The 17996-nt window shown below is 57.9% G+C and carries 9 protein-coding genes and 1 tRNA gene; all 10 read right to left on the bottom strand.

All coding sequences use genetic code 11. From position 1 onward, the window contains the following. Window positions 1–394: 394 nt before the first annotated feature. The 10 genes from PVA48_RS04200 to PVA48_RS04155 all read right to left on the bottom strand — a co-directional run bounded on the left by PVA48_RS04200 (window position 395) and on the right by PVA48_RS04155 (window position 17971). Window positions 395–5965 carry an autotransporter domain-containing protein gene (locus tag PVA48_RS04200; RefSeq protein WP_423232280.1) on the bottom strand — a complete coding sequence of 1857 codons (5571 nt, stop codon included), beginning with the start codon at window positions 5963–5965 and terminating at the stop codon, window positions 395–397. A gap of 364 nt (window positions 5966–6329) precedes the next feature. Next, window positions 6330–10526, bottom strand: coding sequence for a DNA-directed RNA polymerase subunit beta' (gene rpoC / locus PVA48_RS04195; RefSeq protein WP_046434515.1), 4197 nt, complete (start codon window positions 10524–10526; stop codon window positions 6330–6332). Between the two features lie 72 nt (window positions 10527–10598). Continuing rightward, the gene (gene rpoB, locus PVA48_RS04190) at window positions 10599–14537 is read right to left on the bottom strand and encodes a DNA-directed RNA polymerase subunit beta (RefSeq protein WP_215451347.1); all 3939 of its coding nucleotides are present in this window, start codon (window positions 14535–14537) and stop codon (window positions 10599–10601) included. Window positions 14538–14738: 201 nt separating this feature from the next. Further along, window positions 14739–15110, bottom strand: a complete 372-nt coding sequence (gene rplL / locus PVA48_RS04185; RefSeq protein ID WP_022396951.1) for a 50S ribosomal protein L7/L12 — start codon at window positions 15108–15110, stop codon at window positions 14739–14741. A 158-nt stretch (window positions 15111–15268) separates the two neighbouring features. Next, window positions 15269–15772, bottom strand: a complete 504-nt coding sequence (rplJ, locus tag PVA48_RS04180) for a 50S ribosomal protein L10 (protein WP_022396950.1) — start codon at window positions 15770–15772, stop codon at window positions 15269–15271. A 21-nt stretch (window positions 15773–15793) separates the two neighbouring features. Next, entirely contained in the window at window positions 15794–16495 is a 702-nt protein-coding gene (rplA, locus tag PVA48_RS04175) for a 50S ribosomal protein L1 (RefSeq protein WP_022396949.1), read from the bottom strand. A gap of 50 nt (window positions 16496–16545) precedes the next feature. After that, window positions 16546–16974 carry a 50S ribosomal protein L11 gene (gene rplK, locus PVA48_RS04170; RefSeq protein WP_022396948.1) on the bottom strand — a complete coding sequence of 143 codons (429 nt, stop codon included), beginning with the start codon at window positions 16972–16974 and terminating at the stop codon, window positions 16546–16548. A 63-nt stretch (window positions 16975–17037) separates the two neighbouring features. Beyond that, window positions 17038–17607 carry a transcription termination/antitermination protein NusG gene (nusG, locus tag PVA48_RS04165; RefSeq protein ID WP_012420087.1) on the bottom strand — a complete coding sequence of 190 codons (570 nt, stop codon included), beginning with the start codon at window positions 17605–17607 and terminating at the stop codon, window positions 17038–17040. A 27-nt stretch (window positions 17608–17634) separates the two neighbouring features. After that, complete coding sequence (locus PVA48_RS04160; protein ID WP_012420088.1) at window positions 17635–17862, bottom strand: preprotein translocase subunit SecE; 228 nt, start codon at window positions 17860–17862, stop codon at window positions 17635–17637. A gap of 33 nt (window positions 17863–17895) precedes the next feature. After that, a tRNA-Trp gene (locus tag PVA48_RS04155) sits at window positions 17896–17971 on the bottom strand. Between the last annotated feature and the right edge of the window lie 25 nt (window positions 17972–17996).

The raw sequence follows: 17996 nt of genomic DNA, 5'->3' as shown, positions 1-17996 counted from the left end.
AACTGCCCGGAAAATTATTTTTCGCCATGCTTCAGGTTTATTCTTCCAAATAGAGAGGCCGGGATGTTTTTGTTCTTCATCCGGATGTTATCTTTGTTTCTGGAAATTTTTTTACAGAGCAGGTTTCCTCTGGAAATGAATGAGAAATTGTTTCCTAATTGATCATCTGCCGGATACAATGGTTTCCGCAACAGAAATGTTGATATCTTGGCCGTTTGTTCTTGTAAAACGTCATTTGAATTAATCATCCTTTTTGGAAACAGGCCAAAGGAATAATCTTCCGATAAACAAAAACTCAGAGCCGTTCCGGAATTATTCCGGAACGGCTCTGAAGGGCCAGGAGGAAGGCTTTTCGGGGGTGGGTGGGGTGCCTTCTCCTTGGTTTTTCTTTCTTTTAGAAATCGTAGCGGTAGCCGACGCTTCCGTTGACCGAGCTGGACCCGTCACGGATGTCCGCGTTCCCGTTCACGTAGATGGTTCCCTTCGTTCCCACCGGCACGCTTAACCCCGCTCCCAGCTGCAGCGCCGTCGTTCCCGTTTTCGCCCCTCTCACGCTTTGCGCGAAGCCGGGGTTGCCCAGCAGGGAGACGTTCGTTTCCCCTCTCCGGTCTCCCAGGTCCTGCGCCGCGTTGACCCGGATTTCCGCCAGCGATTCCCGGCCGAAGATGTTGCTGCCCACCAGACCCATCCAACGGCCGCCCAGCGCCAGCGTCCCCGTCGTCCAGTCCTGCCGGCCGACGTTCAGGCCCGCGTTGCCCGCTCCCGTTTCTTCATAGCCGTCCATCCGCGTCGTCACCACCGAGGCGTTGAACAGCGGCTGAAGCACGCTGCTGCGGTTTTCGTTGAGGTATACGTCGCAGGTGAGTTCGTACATCGCTCCAAGGCCCCACCCGCTGGTGCTTCCCTGCGTCCCGTAGCTTCCTTCCCCGTAGTTGACCGTACGGTTGAGTTTCGCGTCGTTCCACCCTCCCGTCAGGATGAGCGTGTGCGCCCAGCGTTTGTTCTGGTAGCGCCCGAAGAGGCTGGCGTAGTAGCTGTCCAGGCGCCCGTCGGCGCTGTCCGCCGCGCTGGCCGTCAGGTCGCCGTAGCCGGCCGTGAAGGCCGCTCCCGCCGTGAGGCCGTCGCTGAGGTCCGCGTCCACGCCTACCGTACCTCCCCAGGTGGTGAGCTGGTAGCCGCTTTCATCCCCGCGGGTGTCGAGTTTGGCGTAGGAGCCCGTGCCTTCCATCCACATGTGGAAGCGGGGGAGGTCGTCGTTGACGTAGGCCGGGTTGACGCCCATGAGGGTGGTCCGGTTCCTGATCCAGCCCATCTGGTCGCGCAGGGCGTCCCTTTGCGCCGTCCCCAGCGCGTTGACCGTGCTCCCAGCCACTGCTGCCAAAGCCCTGGATGCCCCCGCCAAGTCGGGATTATCTCCCGTAATCATGGTGCTGATGGAATGCATCGCCTGCCCAAGCTGGGAAGTGGCATCCAGATTATTTTTTGCCTCCCACAGAAGTTCGGAACCTGCTCCGGAATTATGGGAATTCACCGCAGGTGTAAAAATATTGTCCTGCTGCACCGTGGCATTCAGCACAATATGATTGCCCTTCCGGCTCATGGTCGCATCCTTGTAATAAACGGCAAACAGGCCGGAAGTCCCCACGGATATGGATTCCCCCTCCGTCAGTCCGTCAATCGTGTCTGCTGTCATCAGCACCACGCCGTCCAGGTTGTCATACGTTCCCAGCCCCGTGTTGCCTTCCATGTTGGCAAGAGAGAATCCCGCCCCATTTCCAATGGTGATGGAATCCGCCGTCAGCATAGCGGAGCCGAAAGGATCAGACGCACTTAAATTATAAACGAATTCCGTCGTAGAGCCGCTTTGAAAATCAATGCTGCCGACGTTTAAGGAGGTATTGGAGTCTCCGGCTTCATGTCCAATGGCTTCAATACGCAGGGTGCCGGCAGAACCTACTGCAACATTACGGTAATCAAGCGCGGGGGCGTCAGAAGTGCCTTTCAGGACCAGGACGCCTCCGTCACGGACGGCGAGGTCGTAGTCCTTATTGCCGGTTTGCAGGTATTGGGTGGCTTGCCCGGAGATGTCCAGGGCGCCTCTGCCTGCCAGCGTGCCGGAGAAGGTTCCGGAGGAGGTTGTCGCCGAGGAGATGGAGAGGCTGCCTCCGTTCATGGACAGGGCGCCGCTTCCGGAGAGGCCGCTGATGGCGCCGGATTCCGTTCCGGTGAGGGTCAGCGTGCCGTCGGCGGTGACTGAGGTTCCGTCCAGCCGGGCTTCTCCGCCCAGGGCCAGTTCCGCTCCTTCCCGGATGCGGAGGGAGCCGGTTCCGGTGATGGCTCCGTTGTTGATGCTGCTTGTTCCGGTCAGGTCAAGAGTTCCCTGAATGGCCAGGGTTCCTCCGGCTTCCGTGCCGGTGATGGTTTCGATTTCGGCGTTGCCGCTGATGGTCAGGCCTCCTCCTTCCAGCGTGAGGGTGTCCAGGGAGTTTTCCGTGCCGTTGAGGATGATGTTTCCTTCTCGCAGGGCGAGGGTTTCCACGTCCATCGTTCCTCCGACCGTCAGCGTCCCGGTTCCTTCCTTGATGAAGGTGACGTTGCTGCCGCCCGTGATGCTGCCGCCCATGACGGTGTCCTGGCCGGCCGGGTCGATGTCGTCTTCTCCCGTCGTCATTTGTTTGTTGTTGAGGATGACGACGGCCGTGCCGTCTCCGGTGTTGTTGACGGCCAGGCTGCTGCCCGTGGCTCCCATCAGGTTGTTGATTTTAGCTCCCTGTCCGTCGGCTTCGCCCGGGGCTCCGGCCAGGTTGACCGTCAGGGTCTGGCCGCCGCCGATGACGACGCCGGCGTAGCCGGAGAGCGTTTGATAGGAGTTGACTTCATGGGCGTTTCCTCCTTCTTCCTGCACGCGGTAGAGGCCGGTGGCCGCTCCGCTGAGCACCAGGCTGCCTCCGTCCGTTCCGGTGATCCGGATGCCGTAGTTGGACAGAAGGTCGGTAGTGAAGGCGATGTCGCCCAGGTTGCCGACGGTCAGCGTTCCGCTGGTCAGGGTCAGGTAGCTGGAGGAGTCGTCGGTTTTGTGATCCAACAGGAGGTTGACGACGGCGTCGTTGCTCAGGTCCAGCGTCAGCCCTTTCCCCTCGATGGACAGGTTCGGGTCGCTTCCCGTTCCGCTGCCGTTGCTGATGACGGCGCCAGACGCCTGCGTGTCCTGGCCGATGTTTTCCGTTCCCAGGGCAATGGACAGACTGTCCAGACCGTTTTCCCCACCCACGGTGACGGTTCCGCTGACTCCGGTGAGGCGGGAGCCGGAGGCGATGTTCCACGTTCCTTTCATATGGCTGCCGCCGGCTCCGGAGAGGTTCAGGCTGCCTTCCGTGATGGTGATTCCTTCCGTGGTTCCGTCAAGGATGGTTTCCGCTCCTGCCGCGTCTGCCCCCAGCGTCAGGGTTCCCGCTCCCGTTTTGGTCAGGGACGGGCTGTCGGTCAGCGCCCAGATGGTGGCCGAGGCTCCTTCCTGCGCGATATTGATTTCATCAAACCGGGTGAAGGTGACGTTTTGGAAGTCCCCGTTTCCAAAGGTTCCCTTGAGCTCCAGCGTCCTGTTTCCTTCGACCGCCGCTCCGGCGCTTCCGCCGACGGTGATGCCTCCGTCTTGTCCTTCCGCCCTGAAGACGCTTCCTCCCGTCAGGGAGACGAGGACGTCGCCTCCTGCCGTGCCTTTATTTCCTGCTCCATAAATGTTTCCCCGGTAGGTGCCTGTTCCGAGTTCTACCGTGATATTGCCTGCAGTGGTCATGGTGCTGCCTGTGTTTCCTGGCACTTTGGAGTAGGAGCCACCGTAGATGTTGCCGGTGAAGGTGGAGCCTCCGCTAATGGAGATGGAGGAATTTCCTCTAATCGTGTATTGGGCCTGGCCTGAATTTTCAAAGGAACCCCCAATGATGTCCCCCGTGAAGGTGATTCCTTCCCTGCCGATGATGGAAACGGAGGTGTCTCCGTTGATGTTGTTGACCGTTCCGGCGTTGTTTACATTGCCATAACTGCCGCCAATGATTGTTTTGACGAAGCTGTTGTGTTCCTCTGTTCCGGAAAGCGTGATTCCGTTCAGGTTGATTGTAGCCGACGTGCTGCCTTGAATCGTTGTTCCGGAAGTGGTATTGCTTGACCAGGAGCTTCCTCCGATGATGTATGAGTTGGAGAGTCCCCCATCCAGGTTCTGGGCCGTGTTGGAATATTGGACATTGGTTACCAGCACGCTCGTGTTGCCCGTGATGGTGGTGACGGCGTTGTGGGCGGAGGTGCTCCCGCCGATGATGGCTCCCGCCACGATGGCGTTATCCTTGACGGTAACGTTGGTGTTTCCCGTTAATGTTGTAGACGCTCCCTTGTTGTTCCCGCCGATGACGTGTTCCGCCGTGGCTTTTCCGGAAAGCTGCACATGGGTGTCCCCAGTCAGCGTGCTGGTCTGGAGTTTGGTGCTCCATTCATTGGTGACACCTCCGGAGATGATGCCGAATGCTCCTCCGCTGATGTCCATCCAGATGTCCCCCCGGTAGTTGAGGTTGCCGGACGGCAGCGTCTCCCCGCTGTTGTATACCCCGTTCAGGTTGATTCTGGTTCCGCCGGTGTTGGTGATTTGATAGACTTTGTCCCCGCTCGTCGTCAGCGTATCGTTCAGATAGCCCAGGCTGACGTTGGCCGCACTTCCCTCCCCAAGAGCCAGCGTAAAGGCATTCTTGACCGTTTCTTCCAATGCCCCTCCCGCTCCCGCAGATACCCACGTCACACGGGATATCGCCACGTCTTTTATCATCAGCACGCTGCCTTCCATCCTATATTGCCCTGTCTTTAAGCCCAATACGGTAAAGCCCTCGCCAAGCGCCTCTCCCAATTCAAACAGGTATTCCGGTCCTTCCTTCATCAGGCGGTCAAGCGCGCCGCCGATGTCAATGGTGCCTGAAGTGAAAGTTACATGTTCCTTGATAAAGTGGGAACCGAATTCCGTATAGGTTAGCTTGGCTCCGTCAATGGCTGCATTTTTCAATATGCCGGTGCCGTTCATGTTCAGAACAGCATTTGCCCCCAGAGTGGCGGAGGTGAAATCCAGCGTTCCTCCCGCCATGGTGATTATTCCGGAATAGGCCAGGGAAGAATTGTTGATTTTCAAGGCGCCACCTTGGGCCGTGATATTCGCGTTGATGACGGGTCCCGTCAGGTTTTGCGTGCCTGTTCCGGCCATAATCAGATTTATTCCTCCCGTGGGAGTAGTGTTGCCGGTTTCTCCGGAATGCTGCGTGGTTGCCCCGATACTTCCCCCATACGTGTAATTTCCGTTGCCCGTCAGGGTAAGATTCGCTCTGGAGGAATTAGCCGACTGGACGCGCCCCTTATGTGTTCCGTTGAAGCCGTCGGCATCATTTAAACCGGCCAGAGAGGCGGCATTGGAAATTTGCAACGTCAGGGCGTTGGAACTTTGATTGATTGAGCCTGACAAATCTACCGTTGCGTTGGCGAGAGCCGTTCCCGTAATCTGGAGAATGGCGCCGCCGGGCTGCGTCCCCTTCTGGGAAAGGATAATGTTCCCGGAAAAACTGCTTTCCTGGGAACCAAGCACAAACTTGGAGGCATAGCCGGCATTGCCGTTAGCCGCTACCAGCGTCAAATTTCCTTCTCCGGCAAATGCCCCGTTCAAATTGATGGTACAGGCGCCGTTCGTATTCTGATTAATGGTAAACGAGGAGCCTGCTCCGATATAAAGTCCTGTGGAATAATTGTTGTTTCCTGAATTTACATCAAGGTTGACGGATTGACTCCCAGTAACTGAATACTCATTGGCGGGCTCATTGTTATTAAAGGTGGAGTTCGCTCCCCATGCGGGGGATTCAGATGTTGGGACGGCCAGGGAAACACTGGTGTAACAAGCCAGAACAGCCGCCAGCAGGGTAATAGGCAGATGGAGACGCATTGCAAAAATATTAGATGTTAATTTTTTATGTATATAACGGATTGAAAATTCGATGTCAAGTTGAAAATACCAGTTCCCGGATTCTCATACTTTTACTGTAAGTGCATTATGATTTTTTAAATTTCTAAAATGGAATTTTCACCTTTTCATTTACCTCCCCCCTTGAAGCAAGGGGAGGTATACTATAAGACTTTCATTTTGAATATAAAATATCAAATTTTATATTGCATGGGCCAATATTGGAATCATCGCCGAATTTTCAATCCGCTTTTCCTCTTTTCGTGAAATAACGCGGAGAAGACATAAAAAAGGCCGCACCCCGGAAACGGGGTGCGGCCCTTGAAGTGTGGGTGGAGAGAACAGGTTAGCGTTCGTTGTCGAAGTTGATGGTATCGTTCAACATGTCTTCGGCAAGTTCCGCCGCTTCCTCTTCTTCGCTGGCCGACGCGATTTCTTCTGCGCCCTCTGCGGGTTCCACTTCAATCTTGCTGTAACGGGAGAATCCGGTGCCGGCGGGAATGAGGTGGCCCATGATGACGTTTTCCTTGAAGCCTTCCAGCGTATCGGTCTTGCCGAGGGTGGATGCTTCCGTCAGAACGCGCGTGGTATCCTGGAAGGATGCCGCGGAAATGAAGGATTCCGTTTCCAGGGAGGCCTTCGTGATGCCGAGCAGAACGGGCTTGGCTGCGGCCGGTTGGCCTCCCTGGGCTACGGTTTGTTCATTGATGCGGTCGAACGTAGTCTTGTCCACCTGGTCTCCCCACAGGAATTCGGTATTGCCGGGTTCCGTGATGACTACCTTGCGAAGCATCTGGCGCACGATGATTTCCACATGCTTGTCGTTGATTTCCACACCCTGGAGGCGGTACACTTCCTGAACTTCGTTGACGAGGTGTTCCTGAAGGCGTTCCTTGCCGCAGACATCCAGAATTTCTTCCGGAGAGACGGGGCCTTCCGTAAGCTGGTCGCCCAGATGCACATGGTCGTCTTCATGAACGATAACGTGCTTGTTCATCGGAACCAGATGATCCACCAGTTCGCCCGTGGGTGTTTCAATGGTAATGACCTTCTTGCCGCGGGAGGTATTCTTGCTGCTGAGGCGCACAATGCCCTCCACGCGTGCAATGGTGCAGGCATCCTTGGGCTTGCGGGCTTCGAACAGTTCCGCCACGCGGGGCAGACCGCCGGTGATGTCCTTCGTCTTGGCTACCTTGCGGGGCGTCTTGGCCACCATCGTGCCGGCGGAGATGGTTTCCCCGTCCTTCACGGTGAGGTTGGCGCCTGCGGGAATGGCATGATGAGCCAGAACTTCACGGGTCTTGGCATCGCGGATGACCACCTGCGGGTGAAGTTCCTGCTTGTGTTCCATCACGACAAGAGAGGAGGCGCCGGTTTCCCGGTCCGTTTCCTTGGAAACGGTGATGCCGACGATCATGTCCTTGAATTCGACGATGCCGCCCTTTTCTGCGATTACGGGTACGTTGTACGGGTCCCAGGTGGCGAGGGTTTCATCCTTCTTGATAGCGCCGCCGTTGGGCACGTACAGGATGGTGCCGATGACGGGCTGGTAGGATTCCAGTTCGCGGCCCTGTTCGTTTTCGATGCGGACGGAGCAGTTTTTATTCAGAACGACAAAGTTGCCGTCTGCGTTTTCCACCGTGCGGAGATCTTCCGTGTAGATGACGCGGCCGTCGTTCTTGGCTTTCACAATGGGCTGCTTGAACGCCGTGGTGGCCGTTCCGCCCACGTGGAACGTACGCATGGTGAGCTGCGTGCCGGGTTCGCCGATGGACTGGGCGGCAATAATGCCGACCGCTTCCCCGATCTTCACTTCCTGTCCGGTGGCCAGGTTCAGGCCGTAGCACTTGGCGCAGCAGCCTTTCTTGAGTTCGCAGGTGAGCACGGAACGGATTTTCAGCCGTTCAATGCCGATTTTTTCCAGTTGTTCCGCCTGCTTTTCGTTAATGAGGTCGTTGATGTCCACGATAACCTCGCCGCTGACGGGGTCAACGATGCGTTCGCAGGAAGTCCGGCCGTAGATACGGGAGGCAAGGGACGCCACTTCTTCGTCGCCGTCATAAATGGCGTGAACGGTGATGCCGTTGCTGGTGCCGCAGTCTTCCGCGTGGACGATGACATCCTGGGCCACGTCCACGAGTTTGCGGGTCATGTAGCCGGAGTCTGCCGTTTTCAGGGCGGTATCCGCCAGACCCTTGCGAGCGCCGTGGGTGGAGATGAAGTATTCCAGCACGGAAAGGCCTTCACGGAAGTTGGCCGTGATGGGGCGTTCGATAATTTCGCCGCTGGGTTTCGCCATCAAACCGCGCATGCCGGAGAGCTGCTTGATCTGCGCCTTGTTGCCTCGGGCGCCGGAGTCCACCATCATGAAGAGCGGGCTGGCCATCTTGGAGCCTTCGTTGTGTTCCAGCTTGCGGTACAGAGCCGCCTGGATGACATCCGTAGTCTGGGTCCAGATGTCCACCACCTTCTGGTAGCGTTCCCCATCCGTGATAATACCGTTCTTATACTGGCGGGTCACCTTGTCCAGTTCCGCATAGGCTTTTTCAATTTCCGTCTTTTTCTGGGAGGGAACCACCATGTCCACGATGCCGATGGAGCAGCCGGAACGGGTTGCTTCCTTGAAGCCCAGGTTTTTCAGGGCGTCCAGAGTCTGTACGGTACGTTCCTTGCCGACGGTCTGGTAGCAGCGCCAGATGATGTCGCCCATCTGTTTCTTGCCTACGTTGCGGTTAATGTAACCGAGTTCCCGGGGCCAGATTTCATTGAAACGCACGCGTCCGGCAGTAGTGATGATAACCTTCTTGGTGACATCCCCATACACCACTTCGGAAGGCTTTTTACCGTAGTCCGGGTTGTGCAGGCGGATCCAGTCATGGTAGCCGATTTTGCGGGCGGCAATGGCGTATTCCACCTCGTCGATGGATTCGAAGAGGGGAAGATGGTGATGATTATCCTGATTGTTCTGTACTTCCGCAGCACGGGTGTGTGTCAGGAAGTACGCGCCCAGAATGATGTCCTGCGTGGGTGTGGCAATGGGCTTGCCGGAGGCAGGCGAGAAAATATTGTTGGGCGCCAGCATGAGCTGGCGGGCTTCCATCTGCGCTTCCACGGACAGAGGCACGTGTACAGCCATCTGGTCGCCGTCGAAGTCCGCGTTGTACGCATTACAGACGAGCGGGTGCAGACGGATGGCGGAACCTTCAATCAGAACCGGTTCAAAAGCCTGGATGGAGAGGCGGTGCAGGGTGGGCGCGCGGTTGAGCATCACCGGGTGGCCCTTGGTCACTTCTTCCAGGATATCCCACACCTCCGGCGTCTTGCGGTCAATGAGCTTCTTGGCGGAGCGCACCGTGTGCACGTAGCCCAGCTCTTTCAGACGGTGGATGATGAAGGGTTCAAACAGAATGAGCGCCATCTTCTTGGGAAGACCGCACTGGTTGAGTTTCAATTCCGGACCGATGACGATAACGGAGCGGCCGGAGTAGTCCACGCGCTTGCCGAGCAGGTTCTGGCGGAAACGGCCTCCCTTGCCCTTCAGCATGTCGGAGAGGGATTTGAGGGGGCGGTTGCCGGCGCCGGTGACGGCACGACCGTGGCGGCCGTTGTCAAACAGGGCATCCACGGCTTCCTGAAGCATGCGTTTTTCATTACGGATGATGACTTCCGGAGTTTTGAGGCTCAGGAGGGTTTTCAGGCGGTTGTTGCGGTTGATGACGCGGCGGTACAGGTCATTCAGGTCAGACGTTGCGAAACGACCGCCTTCCAGGGGAACCAGCGGGCGCAGGTCCGGAGGAATGACGGGCAGAACGTTCAAAATCATCCATTCCGGGCGCGTGTTGGACTGAAGGAACCCCTGGGCCAGTTTCAGACGCTTGGCAATCTTGCGTTTGTTCTGTTTGGAGTTGGTATTGTCCAGCTGTTCCTGAAGATCCGCGACGAGGGTGGGCAGATCAATGGCCGCCAGCATTTTCTGGATGGCTTCCGCGCCCATGCCGGCTTCAAAGCTGTCATAGCCGTATTCGTCTTCCGCATTGCGGAATTCTTCTTCCGTCAGAATGGCCCCCTTTTCCAGAGGGGTACTTCCGGGATCTACCACGATGTAGTCTTCATAGTAAATCACGCGTTCCAAATGGCGGGCCGTCATGTCCAGCATAAGGCCGATGCGGCTGGGCATGCATTTGTAAAACCAGATGTGGGAGACCGGAACGGCCAGTTCAATGTGGCCCATTCGTTCGCGGCGCACGCGCGCGTTGGTTACTTCCACGCCGCAGCGGTCGCAGGTGATGCCCTTATGCTTGATGCGCTTGTACTTGCCGCAGGCGCATTCCATGTCTCGGGTGGGCCCGAAGATGCGTTCGCAGAACAGGCCGCCTTTTTCCGGCTTGAACGTGCGGTAGTTGATGGTTTCCGGGTTGACGACTTCGCCGAATGACCAGCTGCGGATGGTATCCGGATCCGCCACGGTGATGGCAACCTGGTCAAAGGTCCGGGGCTTGTCGCTCAGGCCGTGCATTTCCCTGATGGTGGGGGTGTCAGACATATATTGAAAGTTTAAAGGAGGTTTGGTGTCCGCCCCCGCGTTTTGCGGCGCGGGGGCGGAATGCGGTGGATATTAGAATTTGAGGTCGGAGAAGTCGACGTCCGCCAGGCCGGCCATGTCGTCGCTGCCAAAGCCTTCCGTCATGCCGTCCACAGGAGTGAGATCCGTGCCGCCGAGTTGCAGGGAGGGTTGTTCATCCTTGCTTCCGGGGCGTACGTTCAGCCCCAGGGACTGCATTTCCTTCATCAGAACGTTGAAGGATTCCGGAGTTCCGGCTTCCAGGGTATTATCCCCCTTCACGATGGATTCGTAAATGCGGGTACGGCCCTGAACGTCGTCGGACTTGACGGTGAGAAGCTCCTGGAGGGTATAGGCGGCGCCATAGGCTTCCAGCGCCCACACTTCCATTTCCCCGAAACGCTGGCCGCCGTATTGGGCCTTGCCGCCCAGGGGCTGCTGCGTGACCAGGCTGTACGGACCCACGGCGCGGGCGTGAATCTTGTCCGCCACCAGGTGGTTCAACTTGAGCATGTAGGTCTGGCCTACCACCACCGGGTTGTGGAAAGGTTCGCCGGTCAGGCCGTCATAAAGGGTGCTCTTCCCGCCTACGGTTCCGTCCTTGCCGTCACCGATCCAGGTGAATCCGTCCACCTTCTTGGCTTCGGACATGTAGTTCCAGATGGTTTCTTCACTGATGCCGTCGAACACCGGGGTAGCCACCTTGAAGCCGAGGGCCCTGGCAGCAATGCCAAGGTGGGCTTCAAGCACCTGGCCCACGTTCATTCGGGAAGGCACGCCCAACGGGTTCAGCACGATGTCCACCGGAGTGCCGTCCGCGAGGAAGGGCATGTCCTGTTCCGGGACGATCTTGGCGACGACGCCCTTGTTGCCGTGGCGGCCGGCCATCTTGTCGCCCACGCCGAGCTTGCGCTTGGCGGCGATGTACACCTTGACTTCCTTCAGTCCGCCGGGTTCGGATTCGTCCCCGGATTCCATCTGGTCCAGCCTGTGTTCGCGTTCGTCGTCCAGCTCCGTGAAGCGGCCTTCGAAGGAGGTGATGATTTCCAGGATCTTGTTGCGGATCGGGCTGGGTTCGATTTCGATGTGGTCGTGCACCAGGGCCAGCTTGCGCAGCAGGGTCTTGGTGATCTTGCGGTTGGCCGGGATGATGATTTCACCGGTCTGCTCGTTGACCACGTCCAGCGGGATCTTTTCACCCAGAAGAATGTCGGAGAGCTTCTTGGTCAGCTGGTCAATGAGCTGTTCCTTCTTCTTCTTGTGCTCGTCATTGATCTTCTTGAACTGCTTTTTCTTTTCCGCGCTGTCCACGACGAGGTCGCCGCGGTGGTGGCCGGAGCCCGTGGAAGAGATGCGAACGTCCATCACGATGCCGGTGCAGCCGGAGGGGACGCGGAGGGAGGTGTCTTTCACTTCCGCAGCCTTTTCACCGAAGATGGCGCGCAGCAGGCGTTCTTCCGGAGCCAGTTCCGTTTCAGACTTGGGAGTGATTTTACCGACGAGGATGTCGCCGGGCTTCACTTCCGCGCCGATGCGGATGACGCCGTCATGGTCCAGGTTTTTCAGGGCTTCATCACCGGCGTTCGGAATGTCGCGGGTGATTTCTTCCGGGCCCAGCTTGGTGTCGCGGGCCTGCACTTCAAACTCGGAGATATGGATGGAGGTGAAGGTGTCTTCCTTCACGGTTTTTTCGGAGATGACGATGGCGTCTTCGAAGTTGTAACCGTTCCACGGCATATATGCCACCAGCACGTTGCGGCCGAGGGCCAGTTCGCCCTGGTCCGTGTTCGGGCCGTCCGCCAGCACGTCGCCGGTCTTGATCTTGTCGCCGCGGCGCACGATCGGACGCTGGTTGATGCAGGTTCCGGCATTGGAACGCATGAACTTGCGCAGGGGATAGACGTATACGCCGTTGTCGCGGTCCGTGCGCACGCTGTCCGGATCGGACAGGAAGACTTCCGGACGCACGGGCAATTCCCCGTCCTTCGTGGTGATAATGACTTCAGCCGTGGCGGAAGCCACGATGCCGTCCGCTTCCGCCAGAACGACGGAACGGGAGTCCCTGGCGCACTTGCCTTCAATGCCGGTTCCCACGTACGGGGATTCCGCCACCATGAGAGGCACGCCCTGGCGCTGCATGTTGGAGCCCATCAGGGCGCGGTTGGCGTCATCGTGTTCCAGGAAGGGAATGAGGCCTGCGGCGATGGAGACGAGCTGCTTGGGAGACACGTCCATGTAGTGCACGTCCGCCGGGTCCACTTCAATGAACTCGCCCTTTTCGCGGGCGGTCACGCGGGAGGTGGTGAAGTTGCCCTGTTCGTCCAGCGGGTTGTTGGCCTGGGCGATGAGGTAGCCTTCCTCCTGGTCGGCGGTGACGTATTCGATGGTGTTGGTGACCCGGCCGTTTTCCACCTTGCGGTAGGGCGTTTCAATGAATCCGAATTCATTGATGCGGGCGTAGGTGCACATGGAGTTGATCAGACCGATGTTGGGGCCTTCCGGCGTTTCAATCGGGCAGATACGGCCGTAGTGGGAGGGATGCACGTCTCGCACTTCGAATCCGGCGCGGTCGCGGTTCAGGCCGCCGGGCCCCAGGGCGGAGAGGCGGCGCTTGTGCGTCAGTTCCGCAAGGGGGTTGATCTGGTCCATGAACTGGGAGAGCTGGGAACGTCCGAAGAAGTCGCGCACGACGGCGCTGAGGGCCTTCGGGTTGATGAGCTTGCTGGGCGTCACGCCTTCAATGTTCTGGTCAATGAGGGTCATGCGTTCCTTCACCAGGCGTTCCGTGCGGGCGAGGCCCACGCGGCACTGGTTGGCCATGAGTTCGCCCACGGCGCGCACGCGGCGGCTGCCCAGGTGGTCGATGTCGTCCACCATGCCTTCGCCCTTCTTGAGGCGCAGGAGGTACTTGAGGGCGGCCAGGAAGTCTTCTGCCGTCATCAGGCGCTGGTCCAGGCTGGTGTCCAGACCGAGCTTCTGGTTGATCTTGTAGCGGCCCACGCGGGTGAGGTCGTATTTCTTGGGATCGTCAAAGAGCCTCTTGAGCAGGGTGCGGGCCTGGGCGGCCGTGGCGGGATCGCCGGGACGGAGGCGCTTGTAGATTTCCTTGAGGGCGGATTCCTCGTCATGGGCGGGATCCTTCTTCAGGGTCTTGATCAGCACGTCGTCCTCGCTCTGGTCGATGACGTCGATTTCCTTGATGCCGAACTGGAGGAGCTGGCGAACCACGCCCATGTTGAGCTGTTCGAAAGCCTTGGCAAGAACGAGGTCCTTGTCCTTGATCGTGTCCACGGCCACGAGGTTGTGCAGGTCTTCCTCCGTCATGTCTTCGCTCAGGGGAAGCGTGCGGATGTCGTAGAACTGGCTGACGATATCGCGGTCCGTCTTGAAGCCCAGATAACGCATGAACGTCGTCGCAAGGAACTTGCGGCGGCGGCGGCGGCGGTCAAGGTAGACGTAGAGCAGGTCGTTGGTGTCAAACTGGACTTCCAGCCAGGAGCCGCGGTCCGGAATGATGCGGAAGGAGTGGAGCAGTTTGCCGTTCAGGTGCTGGGCGCTTTCAAAGCAGATGCCCGGAGAACGGTGGAGCTGGGACACGATGACGCGTTCGGCGCCGTTGATTACAAAGGTGCCGCGGTTGGTCATCATGGGGAGTTCACCCATGTAGACCGTTTCTTCCTTGGATTCGTTGTCGGACTTGAGCTTGAAGGTGACCTGGAGGGCGGCGCTGTAGGTTTCCCCGGCGCGGATAGCCTCGTAATCGCTCATCTTCGGCTGTTCGATGTCGTAGGAGACGAAGTCGAGCTCAATGTTTTCGTCATAGCTCTTGATAGGAAAGATTTCCTTCAGAACGCCGTGTAACCCGATGTTTTTCCTGGCCGCGGCCGGGGTGTCCTGTTGTAGAAAATCGAAGTATGATTGAAGTTGAATCTCAATAAGGTTCGGAGGTTCGATGACTTCCTTGATATTCCCGAAGTAGAGTCGCTTTGACATGGGCTGCTGTGGCGGAGATGTTATGGGTTTGCATCCTGAAAACCCGGATGCTGGGTTGATTGGTTCCTTCCTTGGGAGACGGAACCGACTGGAAGCGTTTTGACGGGTAAAAAGCCTCTAGTCGGTCACGCGGGATGTGAAGACGAGGAAGCGCAACAGGAGAAAAACGGGTCTTCTCCTGTTGCGCGGGAAGTAAAAAGCTTACTTGACGTCCACCTTGGCGCCAGCTTCTTCCAGCTTGGCTTTGGCGGCGTTAGCTTCGTCCTTGGAGACGGCTTCCAGGATGACGGCGGGGGTGCCTTCAACCAGTTTCTTGGCGTCCACCAGGCCGAGACCGGTCTTCACTTCGCGGACGGCCTTAATCACGGCGATCTTGTTGGCGCCGGCTTCCGTCAGGACGACGTTGAATTCGGTCTTTTCTTCTTCAGCTTCGGCAGGAGCGGCAGCGGCAGCGGCGGCTACGGGAGCAGCGGCGGAAACGCCCCACTTTTCTTCCAGAAGCTTGACGAGGTCGGCAGCTTCCAGGATGGTGAGGGTACCGAGTTCTTCAGCGATTTTGTTAATATCAGCCATTGTATTGTTTTCTAGTTTGGTTTCGAGTCGCGCCAAGAGCCAACTTGGCATTTCAGTTCTCCGGCTGGAGTTCCGACAAGGAACCTGTAGGAGAGTCGGGCCCGGTTTTCACACATTTGGCTAGAGTGCAACCGGGCCGTCCGGTCAAGGGGTTAGTATTAGGCGGCGGGTTCTTCGCTGCCGCCGTTTTCTTTGTCCACATATGCCTGAAGAACTCGGGCAAGAGCGGAGCCGGCCGCGTTGATGGTGCCAAGGAGCTTGGCAAGCAGCTGGTCGCGGGGAGGCAGTTCACCGATGGCGCGGATGTCGTCCGCGGAGAGGATGGCTCCGTCCAGGATCGCCACCTTGTATTCGGCCTTCTTGGAGGCCTTCGCAAAGGTATTGATGGCCTTGGCGGCGGCGGCCACGTCGGACGCGCCGGTCACGAAGGCGGTCTGGCCGACGAGGTGTTCCCCGATGTCGGGAAGGCCTGCATCCGTCAGGGCCGTACGCATGAAGTTGTTCTTGGCTACGTGGCACTGGGCGCCGCAGGCGGCCAGGGCGGAACGCAGGTTGGTGAACTCAGGCACGGTGATCGAGGTGTAGTCCACGACAATCAGGAACGGGGAGGCGTTGACGCGGGCGGTCAGGTCGTCAATGATGATACGCTTGTCAGGATTCATGGTGTGCTAAATCGGTTCGGGTTACAGTTTGGCGATGGAAGCGGTGTCAACCGGCAGACCGGGGCACATGGCGCATGAAACGGTGACGGATTCGATGTAGGCGCCCTTGGCGGAAGCCGGGCGGGCCTTGACGACGGAATCAATCAGAGCAACGATGTTTTCAGTGATGCCTTCGTTGGAGAAGGACAGCTTGCCTACAGCGGCGGAGATGTTGGCGTTCTTGTCAACCTTGTAGTCAACGCGGCCGGCCTTCACTTCCTTCACGGCCTTGGCCGTATCATCCGTAACGGTGCCGGTTTTCGGGTTGGGCATCAGGCCGCGCGGACCCAGCACACGGGCAACCTTGCGAACCTCCGTCATGGCGTCGGGGGTGGCAATGGCCGTGTCAAAGTCGACGAATCCTTCCTGGACCTTCTTGATGAGGTCTTCAAAACCCACGAATTCGGCTCCGGCTTCCTGGGCGGCCTTGGCGGCATCACCCTGGGCGAAGACGAGGACGCGGACGTTCTTACCCGTGCCGTTGGGCAGGGAGACGCTGCCGCGGACCATCTGGTCGGATTTGCGGGGGTCCACGGTCAGGTGGAAGGAAACGGTGACAGTCGGGTCAAATTTCGGGGCCGGGAAAGATTTCATGGTTTCCACGGCTTCCGTGATGCTGTAGTTCTTGTTAGGGGTAACAAGCTTGGCTGCTTCTTGATATCGCTTGCTGCGTTTGGTAGACATGTGTGTATTTGGCAGTGCGTTCGGATTGGTTAATCCTCCTGCGGTGAGTGTTACATACCTTCAACTTCAATGCCCATCTGGCGGGCCTGGCCGGCAAGGATGCGGGCGGCGCGTTCGGGGTCTTTCGTGTTGAGGTCCGGGAGTTTGGTGTTGACGACTTCCATCAGCTTGGCCTTGGAAAGAGTGGCGACCTTCTTTTTGTTCGGTTCGCCGGAGCCGGAGGCGATGCCGGCGGCCTTCTTGAGAAGCAGGCTGCCCGGGGGCTGCTTGGTGATGAAAGAGAATGATTTGTCCTTGTAAACGGTGATGACGGTCGGCAGGAGGTCGCCGGCCTGCTTTTGCGTGGCGGCGTTGAACTCCTTGCAGAATGCCATGATGTTTACACCGGCCTGACCAAGTGCCGGACCCACGGGCGGGGAGGGGTTAGCGGCTCCGGCATTGATCTGGAGCTTGATGATTTTGGTTATTTCTTTTGCCATGGTTTTGCTTTGTTAGCGGAGAAAATGAACGGGAGAAGCTTGCTGCCTGCCGGCGAATGGGGCTCAGGCTTTTTCCACCTGCCAGTATTCCAGGTCCACCGGAGTGGCGCGGCCAAAGATGGAGACGCTGACGCGCAGTTTGCCTTTTTCGGGGTCGATTTCTTCGATGGTGCCTTCCTGGCTCTGGAACGGGCCTTCGCAGACGCGCACGGGATCGCCGACGGCGAATTCCACCTTGGGACGGGCGGCGACGGCTTCCGCATCCAGCAGGGGCAGAAGATCCTCCACCTCGCGCTTGCGCATGGGCAGGGGAGCGTTGCGGGAACCGGCGATGCTGATGACGCCGTCAATCTGCTGGATGAAGTACCAGAGGTCCTTGTTCAGGGTGCCGTCCGCTTCCAGCAGGTACATGTTGGCATAGACGTACCCGGGAAAAAGCTTGCTGTGGCGTTCCGTCTTTTTGCCGTTGCGCACTTCGGAGATGAGTTCCGTGGGGACTTCCACCCGGTAGATGAAGTCGGAAAGTTCGGCGTCCTTCGCCTTGCGGATAATGCGGTCACGAACGCTGTTTTCCTGTCCGGAGAGGACGTGAAGAACATACCATTGTTCGTGAGGCTCTGGGGTACTGGGCATGATCGGAGAAAGAAAGTGGGAGTAAAACTAGATTGCCAACTGGATGAGGTAGTTGACCACGCTGTGAAGGAAGATGTCGAACGATGCAACAAACGCGCCAAGGAAGACCATGGCAATCAGTACGACGAGAGTGGAACCCCAGAGTTCGCGGAATTTTTTAAAACCTTTCACCTTGGGATCGCTTTCCCAGGGCCAGGTGGTCTTCTTAAGTTCGCCCTTAACTTCGGCGATGAATTGAGAAATCTTGCGAAACATGCTTCAAGGTGGGGTGATGTATTTGGAAAGAAGTGGCAGGTCAGGAGGGACTCGAACCCCCAACTTTTGGTTTTGGAGACCAACGCTCTACCAATTGAACTACTGACCTGTTGGTGTCTCTTCTTTCGTGGGAA

The organism is Akkermansia sp. JRP_AM1 (assembly GCF_049262625.1).
GTDB lineage: Bacteria > Verrucomicrobiota > Verrucomicrobiia > Verrucomicrobiales > Akkermansiaceae > Akkermansia > Akkermansia massiliensis.
Note: the sequence above shows the minus strand (reverse complement) of the source record. Positions and strands in the feature narration are given on the sequence as shown.

Excerpts from the sequence above, each read along its gene's own strand:
- rplK (WP_022396948.1), bottom strand. The coding sequence starts at position 16,974 with ATGGCAAAAGAAATAACCAAAATCATCAAGCTCCAGATCAATGCCGGA.
- PVA48_RS04200 (WP_423232280.1), bottom strand. The coding sequence starts at position 5,965 with ATGCGTCTCCATCTGCCTATTACCCTGCTGGCGGCTGTTCTGGCTTGT.
- rplA (WP_022396949.1), bottom strand. The coding sequence starts at position 16,495 with ATGTCTACCAAACGCAGCAAGCGATATCAAGAAGCAGCCAAGCTTGTT.
- rpoC (WP_046434515.1), bottom strand. The coding sequence starts at position 10,526 with ATGTCTGACACCCCCACCATCAGGGAAATGCACGGCCTGAGCGACAAG.
- rplL (WP_022396951.1), bottom strand. The coding sequence starts at position 15,110 with ATGGCTGATATTAACAAAATCGCTGAAGAACTCGGTACCCTCACCATC.
- nusG (WP_012420087.1), bottom strand. The coding sequence starts at position 17,607 with ATGCCCAGTACCCCAGAGCCTCACGAACAATGGTATGTTCTTCACGTC.
- rplJ (WP_022396950.1), bottom strand. The coding sequence starts at position 15,772 with ATGAATCCTGACAAGCGTATCATCATTGACGACCTGACCGCCCGCGTC.
- PVA48_RS04160 (WP_012420088.1), bottom strand. The coding sequence starts at position 17,862 with ATGTTTCGCAAGATTTCTCAATTCATCGCCGAAGTTAAGGGCGAACTT.
- rpoB (WP_215451347.1), bottom strand. The coding sequence starts at position 14,537 with ATGTCAAAGCGACTCTACTTCGGGAATATCAAGGAAGTCATCGAACCT.